The organism is Pseudoduganella rhizocola, assembly GCF_045984285.3.
In the GTDB taxonomy this organism is placed as follows: Bacteria; Pseudomonadota; Gammaproteobacteria; order Burkholderiales; family Burkholderiaceae_D; genus Rugamonas.
Map to the genome: position 1 here is coordinate 126,163 of NZ_JBJQIK030000012.1, position 16,238 is coordinate 142,400.

Annotated in this window: 9 protein-coding genes; 2 read left to right on the plus strand and 7 right to left on the minus strand. The window is 63.7% G+C overall.

Annotated elements, in window-relative coordinates; translation table 11 throughout:
• Position 1: 1 nt before the first annotated feature.
• The 4 genes from ACJRPG_RS21980 to tkt form a co-directional block, all read right to left on the minus strand.
• Positions 2–1,171, minus strand: a complete 1,170-nt coding sequence (locus ACJRPG_RS21980) for a cytochrome-c peroxidase (RefSeq protein WP_408002238.1) — start codon at positions 1,169–1,171, stop codon at positions 2–4.
• A gap of 5 nt (positions 1,172–1,176) precedes the next feature.
• On the minus strand, positions 1,177–2,721 hold the full coding sequence (locus tag ACJRPG_RS21985; protein ID WP_408002239.1) for an SMP-30/gluconolactonase/LRE family protein: 1,545 nt from the start codon (positions 2,719–2,721) through the stop codon (positions 1,177–1,179).
• A 176-nt stretch (positions 2,722–2,897) separates the two neighbouring features.
• The gene (gap, locus tag ACJRPG_RS21990; protein WP_408002240.1) at positions 2,898–3,908 is read right to left on the minus strand and encodes a type I glyceraldehyde-3-phosphate dehydrogenase; all 1,011 of its coding nucleotides are present in this window, start codon (positions 3,906–3,908) and stop codon (positions 2,898–2,900) included.
• Positions 3,909–3,944: 36 nt separating this feature from the next.
• Positions 3,945–5,933 (minus strand): transketolase, encoded by a 1,989-nt coding sequence (gene tkt, locus ACJRPG_RS21995; RefSeq protein WP_408002241.1) that lies wholly within the window; start codon positions 5,931–5,933, stop codon positions 3,945–3,947.
• 121 nt (positions 5,934–6,054) lie between these two features.
• Here tkt and ACJRPG_RS22000 point away from each other — a divergent pair, with 121 nt between their 5' ends.
• Positions 6,055–6,780 (plus strand): 16S rRNA (uracil(1498)-N(3))-methyltransferase, encoded by a 726-nt coding sequence (locus tag ACJRPG_RS22000; RefSeq protein WP_408002242.1) that lies wholly within the window; start codon positions 6,055–6,057, stop codon positions 6,778–6,780.
• A gap of 67 nt (positions 6,781–6,847) precedes the next feature.
• On the opposite strand, the gene ACJRPG_RS22005 is transcribed toward ACJRPG_RS22000, so the two are convergent.
• From ACJRPG_RS22005 to ACJRPG_RS22015, 3 genes are all read right to left on the minus strand, one after another.
• Positions 6,848–9,790 carry a TonB-dependent receptor gene (locus tag ACJRPG_RS22005; protein ID WP_408002243.1) on the minus strand — a complete coding sequence of 981 codons (2,943 nt, stop codon included), beginning with the start codon at positions 9,788–9,790 and terminating at the stop codon, positions 6,848–6,850.
• Between the two features lie 325 nt (positions 9,791–10,115).
• Entirely contained in the window at positions 10,116–10,898 is a 783-nt protein-coding gene (locus ACJRPG_RS22010) for a tetratricopeptide repeat protein (protein ID WP_408002244.1), read from the minus strand.
• 154 nt (positions 10,899–11,052) lie between these two features.
• Positions 11,053–14,100 (minus strand): TonB-dependent receptor, encoded by a 3,048-nt coding sequence (locus tag ACJRPG_RS22015; RefSeq protein ID WP_408002245.1) that lies wholly within the window; start codon positions 14,098–14,100, stop codon positions 11,053–11,055.
• 397 nt (positions 14,101–14,497) lie between these two features.
• Between ACJRPG_RS22015 and ACJRPG_RS22020 the strand changes: the two genes are divergently transcribed.
• Entirely contained in the window at positions 14,498–16,123 is a 1,626-nt protein-coding gene (locus ACJRPG_RS22020; protein WP_408002246.1) for an NAD(P)/FAD-dependent oxidoreductase, read from the plus strand.
• Positions 16,124–16,238 lie beyond the last annotated feature (115 nt).

The window sequence follows — 16,238 nt, forward strand, 5'->3', positions numbered from 1 at the left end:
GTCAGGGCCGGTAGCCGTCGCTCAGCGTCTTGAGGAAGGCTACCACCTCGTCGATCTCCGTTTCGCTGAGCGCCGGCGCACTGCCGGCGCCGCGGTCGAAAGGCGCGCCGCGCACCACATTGGCGCGGTACTGCGGCGGCAGGTCCTCATACATTTCTCCCCCATACCAGGCGCGCGGATCGCTGTCGCGCTGTACATGGAAGCGCACCGCTTCGCGCAGGCTGCCCACGGCGCCGTTATGGAAAAACACCTGGCGCGTGGCCACATTGCGCAGCGAAGGCACCTTGAAGGCGCCGCACAGATCGCTGCGCGCCAGCAGGTCGCTGCGTTCCGGGCCGCACAGGCCCAAGTCCGCTCCCGGCGCGCTGCCCGGGCGGCGCGGCACACCCAGATTGTAGTAGCCGAAACCGGTAAACAGCGGCGGCGTTCCGTCGGCCAATGGCGCGCTGCTGTGACAGGCGGCGCAGTTGCCCTTGCCGCGTTCGTTGAACAGGGCCAGGCCGCGCTGCTCGGCTGCCGACAGCACGGCCTTACCTGCCAGATGGCGGTCGAACTTCGAGTCGAAGGGCCGGAAGGCCGCTTCCTGCCGCTGGAACTGCTGCAACGCGAACGTGACCCTTTCGAAAGCCAGCGCGGTATCGTCGAAGATGGCGGCGCCGAATACGGTGCGGAAGCGCTCGGCATACGGCGCCTTGCGCACCTTGTCCAGCACCGCCTCCTTGCTCAGGTTCGCCATCTCGTGCGCCGCCAGCAGCGGCGACGCGGCCTGCTCCGCCAGCGTACTGACCCGCCCGTCCGCATCGTAGCCGCCGGACGGCACACCGTTCGCATCCAGCTTGAACGGCGGCGTGAAGCTCTGGTAGCGCAGCGAGGGCGTGGCCCGCTTGCCCGGTGTGCGGCCGTCGGCGCCGCCCAGCTGCACCCCCAGCGCATTGGCCGGCGCATGCGCATTGCCCGGCACATGGCAGCCGGCGCAGGACAGCGTGCCTGAGGCCGACAGCGAGGTATCGACGAACATCTGCTGGCCCAGCTGCGCCGCGTCCGACAGCGGCTCGGCGGCGCTGACCGGTGGCGGCGCCGGCGGCAGCGCCGCCGGCGGCGCCGAGCCGCCGCCGCAGGCCTGCAGCAGGACCAGCGCCAGCGCGCCTGCCGGCAGGCGCCATCGCCGCATCGCCATTACTTGCCCACCGCGGTCAGCATGGCGTTATTGATCGCATACACCTTGCCGTCCGGCCCCAGCGCCGTCGGCGTATAGGACTGGAAGTAGCCGGAATTCAGGTTGAAGCGCTCGGCCAGGGTGTTGTTGGACAGGTCCCAGCGGTACAGGTAGCCATCCGAATTGTTGACGAACACGGATTTGGTGTTCGGGTCGAAGGCGCCGGTATTGATGCACCATTCGTGCAGATAGGGATCCTGCGGCTCCACCCGCGTCACGCCCAGGATGGTGATGACTTCCTTCATCACATTGATGCGGGGCACGCCCTTGTCCGGCTGGGTGCCGTTTGGATCGAGCACGGCCATGCGGTGCTGCCCGTCGTTGTAGCTGTTGTACTTGGCCACCAGCAGGTAGGGCGACTGGCCGGTGTAGCCGCCCACCGCGGCCGCCGGGACCGCCGTCGGCGTGTAGTCCCAGCCGAAGGCGCCGGGTGTCTTGGCGGCGGACAGCGCCGCGTCATAGTGCAGCAGCCAGCCGGTGGAGGCGCCGCGTGTGCTGCCGCGGCCGTTCAGCACGCCGAAATAGACGTCGCCATCGGGCCCCACCATCGGCGAGGCCGTGCTGAAGGTCGACACATTGGCGGGCTTGCCGGTTTCCGGATCCATCAGCTGGATCTTGCCGCGCACGGCCAGCGTGCTGCTGTCCAGTGCCACCAGGTAGCTGGTGCTGTCCTGGTTGGTCGCCACGGAAGTCACCACAATATAAACGGTCTTGCCGTCCGGCGACAGCGCCGGCGCCGCGCTGTGCGCCACGCGCGACACGCGGTTGTCGCCGGTCGCTGCGGCCACCGTCACCGAGGTCGCCGTGCCTGCCGCATCCACGCGCACCAGCGCACCTGCCAGGCCCGCCGCGCCGCTGGGACGGATGAAGACGCCGAAGAATGCATTGCCCTGCTCGTCGGTCGTCACCGGCGTGTTGATGACGGCGCCCGCATCGATGGCCGCCTTGTCGGCTGCATATTTGCCCGCGCCGTAATACATCACCGTCTGCACGGCGCCCGGCGTGGCGTCGATATTGTCGCGGTAGTACAGCTTGGCGCCGATGCCGGGATAGTAGATGCGGCCGGACGGCGTGGCGGCGATGCTGTAGCTGTAGTTGTTCTGTACCGGCACGAAGTCGGTGTCGGCCTGCCAGCGCAAGGCGCCCGTGCCGCCGTCGCGCGCTTCGATGCGGTAAGTGCCCGCCACCGTGGTGCGCACCGGCAGCAGCACCGTGTTTTTGCCCGTAATCACGGGCGATCCGTAGTGGCCGGTGTCCAGCGAATCCGTGCTGCGCACCGGCGCCAGGTCCACGTCGGTACGCCACACCATGCGGCCCAGGCTCTGCGCGGCGACGTTACCGCCTGCGGCAGTGTGCTGGGCGTTGCGGCCGTGGTTCAGCCAGGCCGGGCCCGCGGCCTGCGGCGGCGGCGGATCGACGATCACCGGCGGAGGACTGCCGTCGCTGCCCCCGCAGCCCGCCAGTATCAGTGCCAGCGCCAGCGCGCCCCAGTGCTTCTCCGACATATTTTCTCCTCAGTCTGTGTTATTGATTTTCAGAAACTGCGTTAAAAGAATAGCGCCCCGTCCACTGCCGTTTGTATTGAATTTGTAGGGCAAAAAAAACCGCGTTTGATCAGGCTCACTACCAAAAAAAAACCCTCCCGGCTCGCACCGGGAGGGTTTTCTCGACATACAGCCGATTACTTGGCGTTCATCAGCGCCACGGTGGTGTCCAGCATGCGGTTGCTGAAGCCCCACTCGTTGTCGTACCACGACGATACCTTCACCAGGCGGCCCGACACCTTGGTCAGGGTCGAATCGAAATTCGACGAAGCCGGGTTGTGGTTGAAGTCCACCGATACCAGCGGCTCGGTCTGGTAGGTCAGGATGCCTTTCAGCGCGCCTTCGGCGGCCTGCTTCATCAGCGCGTTCACTTCCTCAACGGTGGTGTCGCGCTTGGCGATGAAGGACAGGTCGACCAGCGACACGTTGATGGTCGGCACGCGGATCGCGAAGCCGTCCAGCTTGCCGTTCAGCTCAGGCAGCACCAGGCCCACGGCGGCAGCGGCGCCGGTCTTGGTCGGAATCATGGACTGGGTGGCGGAACGGGCGCGGCGCAGGTCTTCGTGCATCACGTCGGTCAGCACCTGGTCGTTGGTGTAGGCGTGCACCGTGGTCATCAGGCCGGTTTCCAGGCCGATGGCGTCGTGCAGGGGCTTGACCAGCGGGGCCAGGCAGTTGGTGGTGCAGGAAGCGTTCGAGATCACGGTGTCCGTGGCCTTCAGCACGTCCTGGTTGACGCCGAACACGATGGTCGCGTCCACGTCCTTGCCGCCCGGGGCCGAGATGATCACTTTCTTGGCGCCGCCCTTCAGGTGGGCCGAAGCCTTTTCCTTGGTGGTGAAGAAGCCGGTGCACTCCAGCACCACGTCCACGCCCAGCTCGCCCCATGGGATCTCGGCCGGATTGCGCTGTGCGAATACGCGGATCTTGTCGCCGTTCACGATCATATTGTCGCCGTCCACTTCCACGGTGCCCGGGAATTTGCCGTGCGCGGTGTCGTAGCGGGTCAGGTGCGCGTTCGACTGCGCATTGCCCAGGTCGTTAATCGCCACAATCTGGATGTCCTGCTTTTTGCCGCCTTCGTAGAAAGCGCGCAGTACATTGCGGCCGATACGGCCATAACCGTTGATTGCTACCTTGATCGTCATTACGTTTGCTCCTGATTGAATTGAATCGGATTTTTCTTATGCAAGCACAGACTTCACTTTGGCCACGACGTTCTCCACCGTGAAGCCGAAATGTTTGAACAGCACACCTGCCGGGGCCGATTCACCGAAGGTATCGATGCCGACCACAGCGCCTTCCAGACCAACGTATTTGTACCAGAAATCGGTCACGCCGGCTTCGATCGCCACGCGTGGCAGGCCTTTGCCCAGCACGCTCGCCTTGTAAGCAGCGTCCTGGCGGTCGAACACATCGGTCGAAGGCATCGACACGACACGGACCGGGATTCCTTCGCTCTTCAGCGCGGCAGCGGCGGCCTGCGCCAGCTCCACTTCCGAACCGGTGGCGATCAGCACGGCCTTCGCGCCGGCTTCATCGGCCAGCACATAGCCGCCCCTGGCGATGTCGGCGATGGCCGCGGCGCTGCGTTCCTGGAACGGCAGGTTCTGGCGCGAGAAGATCAGCGTCGACGGGCCGTGCTTGCGCTTGACCGCCTCGCCCCAGGCCACCATCGATTCCACGGTATCGCAAGGGCGCCAGTTGTCCAGCTGCGGGATCAGGCGCAGCGAGGACACGTGCTCCACCGACTGGTGGGTCGGGCCGTCTTCGCCCAGGCCGATCGAATCGTGGGTGAACACGAAGATCGAACGCTGCTTCATCAGCGCGGCCATGCGCAGCGCATTGCGGCTGTAGTCGGAGAAGGTCAGGAAAGTGGCGCCGAAGGGGATATAGCCGCCATGCAGGGCCACGCCGTTCATGATCGCGCTCATGCCGAACTCGCGCACGCCATAGTTGATGTGGTTGCCGGTCTTGCCGGAGCGCAGGTTGACCGACTCTTTCCAGTTGGTCAGGTTGGAGCCGGTCAGGTCGGCCGAACCGCCGAGGAATTCAGGCAGGATCGGGGCCAGGGCCTGGATCGCGTTCTGCGAGGCCTTGCGGGTGGCGATGGTTTCCTTCTTGTCCACGCAGGCGGCGATGGCAGCCTGCAGGGTCGCTTCGAAATTGCCCGGCAGTTCGCCGTTCATGCGGCGCTTCAGCTCGGCGGCTTCTTTCGGGAAGGCTTTTTCGTAGGCGGCGAACTTGCCGTTCCATTCGGTTTCCAGCTTCGCGCCCTGCTCCTTGAAGTTCCAGGCGCTGGCCACGTCGTCCGGGATCAGGAAGGGCTCATGGCCCCAGCTGATGTATTCGCGCACGGCGGCGATTTCCTTGTCGCCCAGCGCGGCGCCGTGCACCTTGTCGCCGCCCTGCAGGTTGGGCGAGCCCTTGCCGATCACGGTCTTGCAGCAGATCAGGGTCGGTTTGTCGGACTTCTTGGCAGCTTCGATGGCGGCGGACACGGCCGCCACATCGTGGCCGTCCACCGCAGGAATCACGTTCCAGCCGTAGGATTCGAAACGCTTAGGCGTATCGTCGGTGAACCAGCCCTCGACCTTGCCGTCGATGGAGATGCCATTGTCGTCGTACAGCGCGATCAGTTTTTTCAGGCCCAGGGTGCCGGCCAGCGAGCACACCTCATGCGAGATGCCTTCCATCAGGCAGCCGTCGCCCAGGAAGGCGTAGGTGTAGTGGTCCACCACATCGTGGCCCGGCTTGTTGAACTCGGCAGCCAGCAGGTATTCGGCCAGCGCCATGCCCACGGCATTGGCGATGCCCTGGCCCAGCGGGCCGGTGGTGGTTTCCACGCCCGGCGTGATATCGACTTCCGGGTGGCCCGGGGTTTTCGAGTGCAGCTGGCGGAAGTTGCGGATGTCATCCATCGACACCTCGTAGCCGGACAGGTGCAGCAGCGCGTAGTGCAGCATCGAACCATGGCCGTTGGACAGCAGGAAGCGGTCGCGGTTCACCCATTTCGGGTTGGCCGGGTTGTGGCGGTGGTGGCCGCCCCACAGGGCCACGGCGATCTCGGCCATGCCCATCGGCATGCCGGGGTGGCCGGAATTGGCTTTTTGAACTGCGTCCATTGCCAGCGCGCGGATCGCGTTGGCCATCTGAGTGTGAGTAGAGGTCATGGTGTTCTACGGAAGGTTTGGAATGGTGGTGCGCTGCGGATTGCCAGAAGCTGAGCCCAATATTTTACCAGAGCAGGCCCCCGCCGCTTAAAATTGACGCATTTTCAGCACAGGAGCCGCAATGCCCCGTTTCTACGTCGCCCAGCCGCTGGCCGAAGGCCAGGCGCTGGACCTGCCTCCCGAGGTCGCGCACCACGTCCACGTGCTGCGTCTGGGCCCCGGCGACCGGCTCACCCTGTTCAATGGCGAAGGCGGCGAGTACACGGCGGTGCTGGACGAGGTGCAGAAAAAGCGCGCCGCCTGCACGGTCAAGCTGTTCGACCCGCGCGAGGTGGAGCTGCCCTATGCCGTCACGCTGGCCCAGGGCCTGCCCGAAGGCAGCAAGATGGACTGGATCCTGGAGAAGGCCGTCGAACTGGGTGCGGCCGGCCTGCAGCCGCTGGCGGCGCGCCGTTCCGTGGTGCGCCTGTCGGCCGAGCGCGCGGAAAAGAAACTCGAGCACTGGCAGGGCGTGGTGGTGTCGGCCTCCGAGCAAAGCGGGCGCAACCGCCTGCTGCAGGTGGCGCCGCCGGCCGCCTTCGGCGACTGGATCGCGCAGCAGGACCTGCACAAGCGGGTGCTGCTGACGCCGCGCGCCGGGGAATCGCTGGCCGCCTGGGCCCGCCACCAGCCGCCGCAGGCGCTGACCGTGATGGTCGGCCCGGAAGGCGGCTTCAGCGAAGAGGAAGAGGCGGCGGCGCTGCGCCACGGTGCGCTGCCGCTGGCCATGGGGCCGCGCATCCTGCGCACGGAGACCGCCGGGCTGGCCGCGCTGGCCATGCTGGGGGCGGCCTGGGGCGGCCTGTAAAAAACACGGAAAAAAAAAACGCCAGCTTGCGCTGGCGGTTTTGCTATCCAAGCGGGAAAAACGCTGCTTAGAATTCGTACTGCGCGGTGAAGCGGAAGGTACGTGGCTTCTGCAGGCCGATCGGCTGCTGGTAGGTCGGGCTCGGCGAGTTCTGTGCCGATTCGCCGGCTTCCTCGATGCTCAGTACGCCGCGTTCGTTGAACACGTTCAGTACGTCCACCGTGAAGCTTGCGCCCTTCAGCCATTTCGGGTCGTAACGCGCTTGCAGGCCCAGCTCGCGGGTCCATGCCAGACGGCCTTTCGTACCGCGCGGGCCGAAGGTGCTGTTGCAGTAGAACGAGGAAGCACCGTACAGGATCGACACTTCATCCAGGTTGCCTGCGTAGTAGCCCAGGCAGTTCTTCGGACGGCCGCTCTGCAGCAGGATGTTTGCACCCACGCGCCATTCCTCGGCAACCTTGACGGCGCCAAAGGCTTTCACGGTGTGGCGGCGGTCGTTCGGCAGGTAGCCCGAAGCGCCTTCCATCAGGCCTGGGTAGTCCCAGTCCTGCGAAATGCCGGCGTCATCCTGGCCGATGTCCGACTTCACGTAGCCCTCGGTGTTACCCTTGGACGAAGCCAGCACGTAGGAGCCTTGCAGCATCCACTTGCCGTCCCATGCGCGTTCGAAGCTCACTTCCAGTGCGCGGAAGATACGGCTCGGCTGGTCGAAGCCCAGCGAGGAGGCCGGAATCTTGATCGTGGTCAGGCCTTTGCCGTCTTCCAGGTCGATATTCGCGGTCAGGTCCTTGCCCGGGTTGTACAGGAAGCAGTGGTCGATCGCGCCGCCGATGATTTCGGCCTGATCGGCGGTGAAGCCGTTCTTCAGCGCCCAGTCAGCAGCGCCAGGACCGTTACACATATCGTCCATCACGCTCTTCAGCTTGCGGTAGGTGAACTTGGTCGTCACGCTCCAGCGGTCCACCAGCGCCTGCTGCATACCGAGGATGAATTCGTCCTGGTACATAGGCTTGATGTTTGGATCCACCACCGAACGCGGATCGCCGGCTTCGCCATTGCTCGACACGGCGCGGCCACCCAGCTGTGCGCCCATCGAAGGCAGCTGGAAGCGGTCGGTACCGAAGGTGCCGTTGAAGCGGTAGAAGTCGGTGTAATCCAGTTCGGCGCCGGACAGGCGCACGTTGGTGTTCGACATCACAGGGATGTAGTAGCGGCCCAGGTTGGAGAAGACCTTGGTCGTGCCCTTGCCGGCCACGTCCCAGCTCACGCCGAAGCGCGGTGCCCAGGTGTTGTCGACCTTGATGAAGGTCTTGTCTTCCGCGTTCAGGTTCTCGAACGATTCATTACGCACGCCCAGCGACAGCAGGACGCTCGGATGGATCTGCCAGTTGTCTTCGATGTAGTAAGCCGAGTTCTTGGTGGTGAACGCGCCGCCGTTTTCGAAGGTACGGGCCTGCACGTATTCCAGCGGAGCGCCGGTGGTGTTCACGTAACCGTTGGACAGGCGGCCATTGGCGGCCAGACGGCGCACCTGGTAGAACACGCCACCCGGGTATTCGGTACCGTCAACCACTTTGTACTTCTCGTTGTCGGCGCCGAAACGCAGACCGTGGTTGCCCAGGTTCCATTCGGCATCCAGACGCCATGCATTACGCTTGTCGTTGGCGTTCGGGTCGCTCATGCTGGTCGCAGTGGCGCAGCCGTAGGTCAGGGTTGGCGAAGTACGGCGGTCCTGCACGTTCGGGCACAGGGCCGAAGCGATGTTGGACTTGCGGTTGTACTTGCCGATACCGTACAGGGCGGACACGGTCAGGTCGTCCGTGATCCAGGAGGTGTACTTGGCGATGTAGTTCTGGCCGCCGGTGGTGTACTCGTCCTCGCCCAGGTCCACGCCCTTCTGCTCGCCGTAACGCACCGGCGAACGCCAGTTGTGCGCCTTGTCCTTGGACTTGTCGCTGAAGCCGGTGAATTCCAGGGTGTTCTTGTCGTTGATGTTCCAGTCCACCTTCACCAGGTAGCGCGGGGTGTTGGACTTCATCACTTCCTGGGTGCTGGCGAAGTAGGACTTGCGCTCGATGTCCGCGCCCTGAACCAGGCCGAAGATGAACAGCTTGTCCTTGATGACCGGGCCGCCCAGCCAGACGTTGCCCTGCAGGTCGTCGGTGCCGCCTGGTTTCTTCAGCAGGTTCCAGTTGCCGGTGTTGGAGCTCTTCTCGGTGAACACGGCCGAGCCTTCCAGCGACTCAGGCGAGTAGATCACGTTGACGCCGCCGTGCCATTCATTGGTGCCGCGCTTGGTGGTCACGCTCAGCACGCCGCCCAGGGAACGGCCGTACTCAGGGCCGTAGCCGCCGGTCTTGACCTGTTGCTGGCCGATCGCATCGAACGGCACCTGGTTGAACGCCACGCCGTTCAGCGCGTTGGTGACGTTGAAGCCGTTGATGTAGTACACGTTTTCCGCCGGCGATGCGCCGCCCAGCGAAGGCACGTTGCCGCCGCGCAGGGCGGTCTGGCCGATACGGGTGTCGCCCTGGGTCGCGCCCGGGGCCAGCAGGGCCACGGCGGTCACATTGCGGCTGACCGGAATACGGTCGATGGTCGCCTTGTTCAGGGTGGTGGCCGATTCCGGCGACTTCATGTCGATACGGGTAGCGCGGCCGGTCACGACCACTTTCTGCGTTTCTTCGAAGTTCGCGGCCGAGCCTTCACCTGGCACCACGACCACGGCTTGCTCCTGGGTGCTGCCGTCCGGCAGCTTCGCGCTCACCGTGTAGTTGCCTGGTTGCATCTGCGAAGCGATAAAGGTGCCGTTCTTGTCCACGGTCACGGTGCGGGTCACACCGATCTCGCGGTTTTGGATGGTCACGACGGTGCCGGGAGCGGCACGGCCGTTGATCGAGCCGGCAGTGTTCGACGCTGCATAGGCGCTGCCTGGCAGTGCCACTGCGGCGACGGCGGCGGCACTGAACGCAATGGTCAGTGCGCGGGCCAGTACTGTTTTTCTGAACATGTGGTTCCTCAGTTGAGTGAAGGCTAGTGGAGCCAATTTTTGTTTCGACAAAAGTCTTTTCGACTTAATATTGTTTGTCCCGACTACGTGAAACAGGTACTTTTCGACGCGTCTTTTTTTGAACGGCGCGATTTCCTTACCGCTCAAAAATTGATGGAAACACATCAGCCCGCGTTGGGTCAAATCTATCGATGTGGTTGTGAGGAAAAAACGACAAATTTATGACAAATTGCCCGGTTTTGATCGTCCGTCACTGTCCGCCCTGCGACCGGCGGACAAAAAAAAAGCCGGCCACGCAGGGCCGGCCGTTTGTCCGCCCGGACACTCAGCGTCCGGTCTGGGCGTTTTCCAGAGCCTGGCGGTAACGCTCGCTCAGGCGGTCGCGTTCGCGGGCCCGTGCATATTGCTCATCCGTTGTCTTTTTAGCCATGGTCTCCACGCTCTCCTTGGTGCGGGCCGCCCAGGCATCGTTCGCCGCGAGGACGGCCCGGCCCTCGGCCTCGCCCGCCGCCGCAATCGCCGCATACACCTTGTCCATCGAAGCGCGCGCCTTGGCCAGCTCGCTCAGGCTCATCAGCTGTGCCACATCGGCCGGGATCGCTTTGCCGGCCGGCATCACATTGGCCAGGCCTTGGGTGAAGCGCTGGTAGCACGCGCTCCAGGCCGTCATCTCGGCCTGGGTCTTGCGGATTTCCGGCTGGGTGCGCGAGGCGTCCGGGAAGACCGGCTTCACGCAGGCGTATTTGTCGAGGCGCAGGTTCTCGGCCTGGTAGCCGCCGTTGGCGTAATAGGCGATATCGGCCTTGCGCACGCCGCGCTGCTGCAGCGTGGCCAGCGAGGCGGCGGCATCGGGATGGCCGCCCGCCTTCGCCTTGTTCAGCCAGCTGGCCGCCTGGGCCGGGTCTTCCGGCACGCCCTCGCCGAAGCCGTACATTTCACCCAGCAAGAGCTGCGCCTCGGCGTTGCCGGCCGCGGCCAGCTTGCTGAAGATCTGGTGCGCGCGGCTAAAGTCCTGCGCCTCCCAGGCTTTGACGCCGTCGGCCAGTTCATCGGCGCCGGCCAGGCCGGCCAGCACCACCAAGAGCACACCCGCCACAATCCGTTTCATGCTTGTCTCCAATTCGGTTGGTAACAGAACGATCATAAGCGCCCGGGCGCCATGAAACTACATAAAAAATGTAACGCGGGACTTGCGTCGCGCAAGCGGCCGGGGCAAAAAAAAACCCGCCTCTCGCGAGGCGGGCCATGTCCAGCTTACAAGCTTAGAACTTGTAGTTGTATTCAGCGGTCAGCTTCACGCTACGCGGCGCAGTGGTGCTCAGGATGCGCTCGTAGGTGTTGCGACGCTGGTTGGCGTTGTTCCAGCGCTCTTCGACGGACTCGGCGATCTGATCGTTGAAGACGTTGAACACGTCCACTTTCAGGGCCAGGCCGTTGACGAACTCAGGACGGTACACCAGGTTCAGGTCCAGGCGCTTGTCCCATGGCAGGTTGCCGCGGGTGCCGCGTGGCGACAGCGTGTTCTGGGCGATGGTGGCGCCGCCGCAATAGTGTGGACCATTGCTGTAGTTCGGCGTGGTGCCATCGAACAGGAAGCGGCCCAGGCAGCTGCGTGGACGGCCGGATGCCAGCAGCGCATTGCCGCCAACGGTCCACTGCTTGTTCAGCTCGTAGAAGCCGTAAGCCTTCAGCTGGTGGGTACGGTCGTTCGGCAGTTTGCCGTAGGCGCCGATCGACAGTTCCTTGTAGTCCCAGGTCTGGGTTGCAGCCACGTCGGTCTGGCCCACGTCGGACAGGGTCTGGCCTTCGGTGTTGCCTTCGGACTTGGACCAGGTGTAGTTCACCTTGCCGTACCAGCCATTGCGCAGCGGGTGCTCGACGAAGAAGTCCAGCGCCTTGTACTTACGCTCGGCTTTCGGGAAGCCCAGGTCCGCGGCCGAGAAGTCGACCTTGGTCAGGTTCTTCGCGGTGCCGCCGTTCTGGGTCGAGCCGCTGTAGTCCACCCAGAAGCTGTTCGCTTCGCCCGGGTTGAAGTTGGCGCAACCGAAACCGCCCCAGTTCGAGATATCGATCTTGTGGTCGGCCGCGTACTTCTCGAACGGACGTGGATCGCAGAAGTCGTCGATGGTCGAACCCAGCTTGCGGTAGGTACCTTTCACGCCGAAGTTCAGGTCTGGCGAGTAGGCGCGCTCGAAGCCGATGGTCAGCTCATCCTGATAAGTCGGCTTCAGGTCGATGGCGGACAGGGTCTGCACCGCTTTCTCCTGGCCGTACTCGTTGTTCGCCGACGCTGGCGCGGACAACTGGATCAGGCCGGTCGGAGCGCCGTTGGCGTCAATGCCGGTATAGGCGAAGGCCTGGCTGGTGTTGGTCGAACGGCCCGCACCGCGCACTGCCAGGTGGGTCGGGATCTGCAGGTGGTAACGGCCGGCGCTACCGAAGACCTTCATCGAAGCGTCGCCGTTCACGTCCCACACCGCGCTCAGGCGTGGAGCGATCTGGTTCTTCTGCTCGATGTACTTCTTCTTGTCGCCGTTCTGGTTGTCGAAGCCTTCACGACGGATACCGGCGGTAATCAGCACGTCCTTGGTGATCTGCCACTTGTCCTGGATGTATTGCGCATCCTGGTTCGAGTAGGCATTCGTCACCGTGGTCAGCAGGTTCTTGGTCACATAGTAGCCCGCCTGGCCGGCCGGGCTGCTGGTGGTGCCGGGACCGGCCGCCATCACGCCGCCGCCCAGGTCGAAGCTGGCCATCGGGTCGTCGTTTCGCGCATAGGCCCAGGTACCGCCGCCGATGGCGATGTCACCCGCATTGATCGAGCTCAGCTTGTTCTTGTCCAGACCGAAGCCGATGGTATGGTTGCCGATCTTGTACTCCAGGTCCAGACGGAAGGATTCGATCTTGTCTTCCGCGCCGTCCGGCAGCACGTTGCCGGTCGCCGTCGAGATGGTCTGCTTGTTGACGTACTGGCTCTTCAGCGGAGGATACATCGACGCGTCCGTGAAGGTGGCCACGAACAGGTTCGGGTTATAGCCTTCGAACTCGTTGATGTGCTTGGACTTGGCCTGGCCGTACAGGGCCTGCACGGTGAAGTCGTCGGTGATGTTACCGGTGTACTTCAGGATCTGCACGTCGGCGCCGTTGTCCGCCACGTTCTCTTCACGCTTGGCCGATGCACGCACATTGTTGTGAGTGCGGGTTGCGTAGTCGTAGCCGTAGTTGCTGACCTTGTTTTCCGGCGTATCGCCGATGAAGGACAGTTCCAGGCGGTGGTTGTCGGTCAGGTTCCAGTCCAGTTTGCCGAAGTAGCGTTCCACGGTACGCTTGGTGACGTTCCAGCCTGCAGCCGGGTTGCCGCCGATGCGCACACCGGAGGTGGCGTCGGTGTTTTCGGTGTCGGTCTTGGTGGTTTCAGCCGACAGGAACATGAACAGCTTGTCCTTGATGATCGGACCGGCGACGTAGGCGCCGATGCGCTTCTGCGTGCGTTCGCCTTCAGCACGGGCGCGGTACAGGGTGCCGTCGGTGGTCGGGAAGGCGCCGGTATTGGCATAGCGCAGGTCGACCTGGCTGGCGCGCAGCGAGTTCGGTTCGATGGAGGCCATCGCGCCGAATTCCCAGTTGTTGGTACCGGACTTGGTGGTGATGTTGACCACACCACCCACGGAGCGGCCGAACTCCGCGCCGAAGCCGCCGGTCAGGATCTGCGCCTGTGCGATCGCGCCGAAAGGCAGTTCGGAAGCGCCCAGCTGGGTCAGCGGGTTGGTGACAGGGAAACCGTTGATGTAGTACGCGTTCTCGGAAGCGCCGCCGCCTGCGAAGGAAGCGCCGCCGGCATAACGGGAGTCAGCGCGGGTGGTGTTCGGCGCCAGCTGGATGATGGCGTCCACGTTCTGGGCGATAGGCAGCTTGGCCAGTTCACGTGCCACGAAGGTGGCGCCGTTGTTGGCGCTGGAAATGTCGATACGGCTGCGGCGGCCCGTCACCTGCACCGACTGCACGCCCTCCTGTGCGAACAGGGCTTCCACACCTTGGCCGGCCAGCACTTCGAGCTGGGTGGTAGCGCCAGGCGTTGCCCCCTTCATCAGGGTGGCGCTGTAGCGGCCGATCGGCAGTGCCGACACGGCGAAGGAGCCGTTGGCTTCCACTGCGGTGCTACGGGTCTGGTTGGTGTCCAGGTTCTTCAGCACGACGGTAGTAGCGGCGCCAGGCGCCACCTTGCCGTAGACATTACCGGCCGCGTTCGACTGTGCCATCGCTGGTTCGACCACCGCAGCCGTCAAAGCGGCGGTGCTGAATGCCAGCATCAATGCGCGAGCTAAAACAGTTTTTCTCAACATAGGTTTTCCTATCAAATAAACGTCTGACAACCTGGGTAAGGTGTAGCGCTCTTTTTTGTCCCAACATTTCCCATAGCGGCGCGCTGCCACGGGCTTCCGTAAAACTCGTTGAATCCTCAACAGGTTTAGCCTCCGATAAGACCATATCGAAAGAGAAAGTGTCAACGCCACGGCCGCGTCTGTTATTGGAAAACAACAGTATTCACTTACTAATAGTTCGGGCAGAAAATCTCGCAAAAAATGCAAGCCCTGTTCCGTTGTGTTTTCGCAGCAAATTGTCGGAAATTTGTCGCCGGTCCGGCGCTGGAAGGAGACGGTACAATAGCGGTCTGGCGGTCAAATACCGCCCCATAGAGGACAAAACATGCTGCGGCTGAACGAAATCAAGTTACCCCTGAACCATCCGGAAATGGCCCTGGAAGCCGCCATTCTTGAGCGGCTTGGCATTAGCAAAACCGAACTGATTGAGTTTTCAGTCTATAAGCGCAGTTACGATGCGCGCAAAAAGGCCAGCATCGTCCTGATTTATTCGGTGGACGTGGCAACCACGGACGACGCCGGCATCCTGCGCCGCCGCCAGCACGATGTGCACCTGATGCCCTCGCCGGACATGAACTACAAGTTCGTGGCGCAGGACGTCAACCGCGACGGCAGCCAGCCGCGCCCGGTGGTCATCGGCATGGGCCCCTGCGGCCTGTTCGCCGCCCTGGTCCTGGCGCAGATGGGCCTGAAGCCCATCGTGCTGGAGCGCGGCAAGACCGTGCGCGAGCGCACCAAGGACACGTTCGGCTTCTGGCGCAAGCGCGTGCTCAACCCGGAATCGAATGTGCAGTTCGGCGAAGGGGGGGCCGGCACCTTCTCGGACGGCAAGCTGTATAGCCAGATCAAGGATCCGAAGCACTATGGCCGCAAGGTGCTGACCGAGTTCGTGAAGGCAGGGGCCCCGGAAGAAATCCTGTACGTCAGCAAGCCCCACATCGGCACCTTCCGCCTGGTGAAGATGGTGGAAAACATGCGCGAGGAAATCCAGGCCCTGGGCGGCGAGATCCGCTTCGAGCAGCGCGTGGCCGATTTCGAGATCGAGGAGAAGGACGGCCAGCGCCAGTTGCGCGGCCTGCTGCTCGCCTCCGGCGAGCGGGTCGTCACCAACCATGTGGTGCTGGCGGTCGGCCACAGCGCACGCGACACCTTTGAACAGCTGTATGCGCGCGGCGTGTATGTGGAAGCCAAGCCTTTCTCGATCGGCTTCCGCGTCGAGCACCCGCAGTCGCTGATCGACACCTGCCGCTTCGGCCCGAATGCCGGCCACCCCATCCTGGGCGCCGCCGACTACAAACTGGTGCACCATGCGTCCAACGGCCGCGCCGTCTACAGCTTCTGCATGTGCCCGGGCGGCACCGTGGTGGCCGCGGCCTCCGAGCCCGGCCGGGTTGTCACCAACGGCATGAGCCAGTATTCGCGTGCCGAACGCAATGCCAACAGCGCCATCGTGGTGAGCATCAGCCCGGAGCAGGACTATCCGGGCCACCCGCTGGCCGGCATCGCCTACCAGCGCGACCTGGAAGAAAAAGCCTATGTGCTGGGCGGCAGCAATTACGATGCGCCAGGCCAGCTGATGGGCGACTTCGTGGCGGGCCGCCCTTCCACCGCCTTCGGCGCCGTGATCCCCTCCTTCAAGCCGGCCGTGCACCTGACCGACCTGGCGCGCATCCTGCCGGACTACGCCACGCTGGCCCTGCGCGAAGCCTTCCCCGCTTTCGACAAGCAGGTCAAGGGCTACTTCAAGGAAGACGCGGTGCTGACCGGCCTGGAAACCCGCACCTCCTCGCCGATCCGCATCAAGCGCAACGACGGCGACCTGCAGAGCCTGAACACGCGCGGCCTGTTCCCGGCCGGCGAAGGGGCCGGCTATGCCGGCGGCATCCTGTCGGCCGGGGTGGACGGCATCAAGGTGGCCGAGGCCGTCGCCCTGTCGATGGCGGGCAAATAAAAAAACGCCGGCTTGCTGAACAGAACCCCAAAAGTTGGACATCAACTTTTGGGGTTTTTTCATGTCGAAGTACACAGCGCAGTTCAAGGCGAGGATCGTTCGGCAGTATTTGCGC

Excerpts from the sequence above, each read along its gene's own strand:
- ACJRPG_RS21980 (WP_408002238.1), bottom strand. The coding sequence starts at position 1,171 with ATGCGGCGATGGCGCCTGCCGGCAGGCGCGCTGGCGCTGGTCCTGCTG.
- ACJRPG_RS21985 (WP_408002239.1), bottom strand. The coding sequence starts at position 2,721 with ATGTCGGAGAAGCACTGGGGCGCGCTGGCGCTGGCACTGATACTGGCG.
- gap (WP_408002240.1), bottom strand. The coding sequence starts at position 3,908 with ATGACGATCAAGGTAGCAATCAACGGTTATGGCCGTATCGGCCGCAAT.
- tkt (WP_408002241.1), bottom strand. The coding sequence starts at position 5,933 with ATGACCTCTACTCACACTCAGATGGCCAACGCGATCCGCGCGCTGGCA.
- ACJRPG_RS22000 (WP_408002242.1), top strand. The coding sequence starts at position 6,055 with ATGCCCCGTTTCTACGTCGCCCAGCCGCTGGCCGAAGGCCAGGCGCTG.
- ACJRPG_RS22005 (WP_408002243.1), bottom strand. The coding sequence starts at position 9,790 with ATGTTCAGAAAAACAGTACTGGCCCGCGCACTGACCATTGCGTTCAGT.
- ACJRPG_RS22010 (WP_408002244.1), bottom strand. The coding sequence starts at position 10,898 with ATGAAACGGATTGTGGCGGGTGTGCTCTTGGTGGTGCTGGCCGGCCTG.
- ACJRPG_RS22015 (WP_408002245.1), bottom strand. The coding sequence starts at position 14,100 with ATGCTGGCATTCAGCACCGCCGCTTTGACGGCTGCGGTGGTCGAACCA.
- ACJRPG_RS22020 (WP_408002246.1), top strand. The coding sequence starts at position 14,498 with ATGCTGCGGCTGAACGAAATCAAGTTACCCCTGAACCATCCGGAAATG.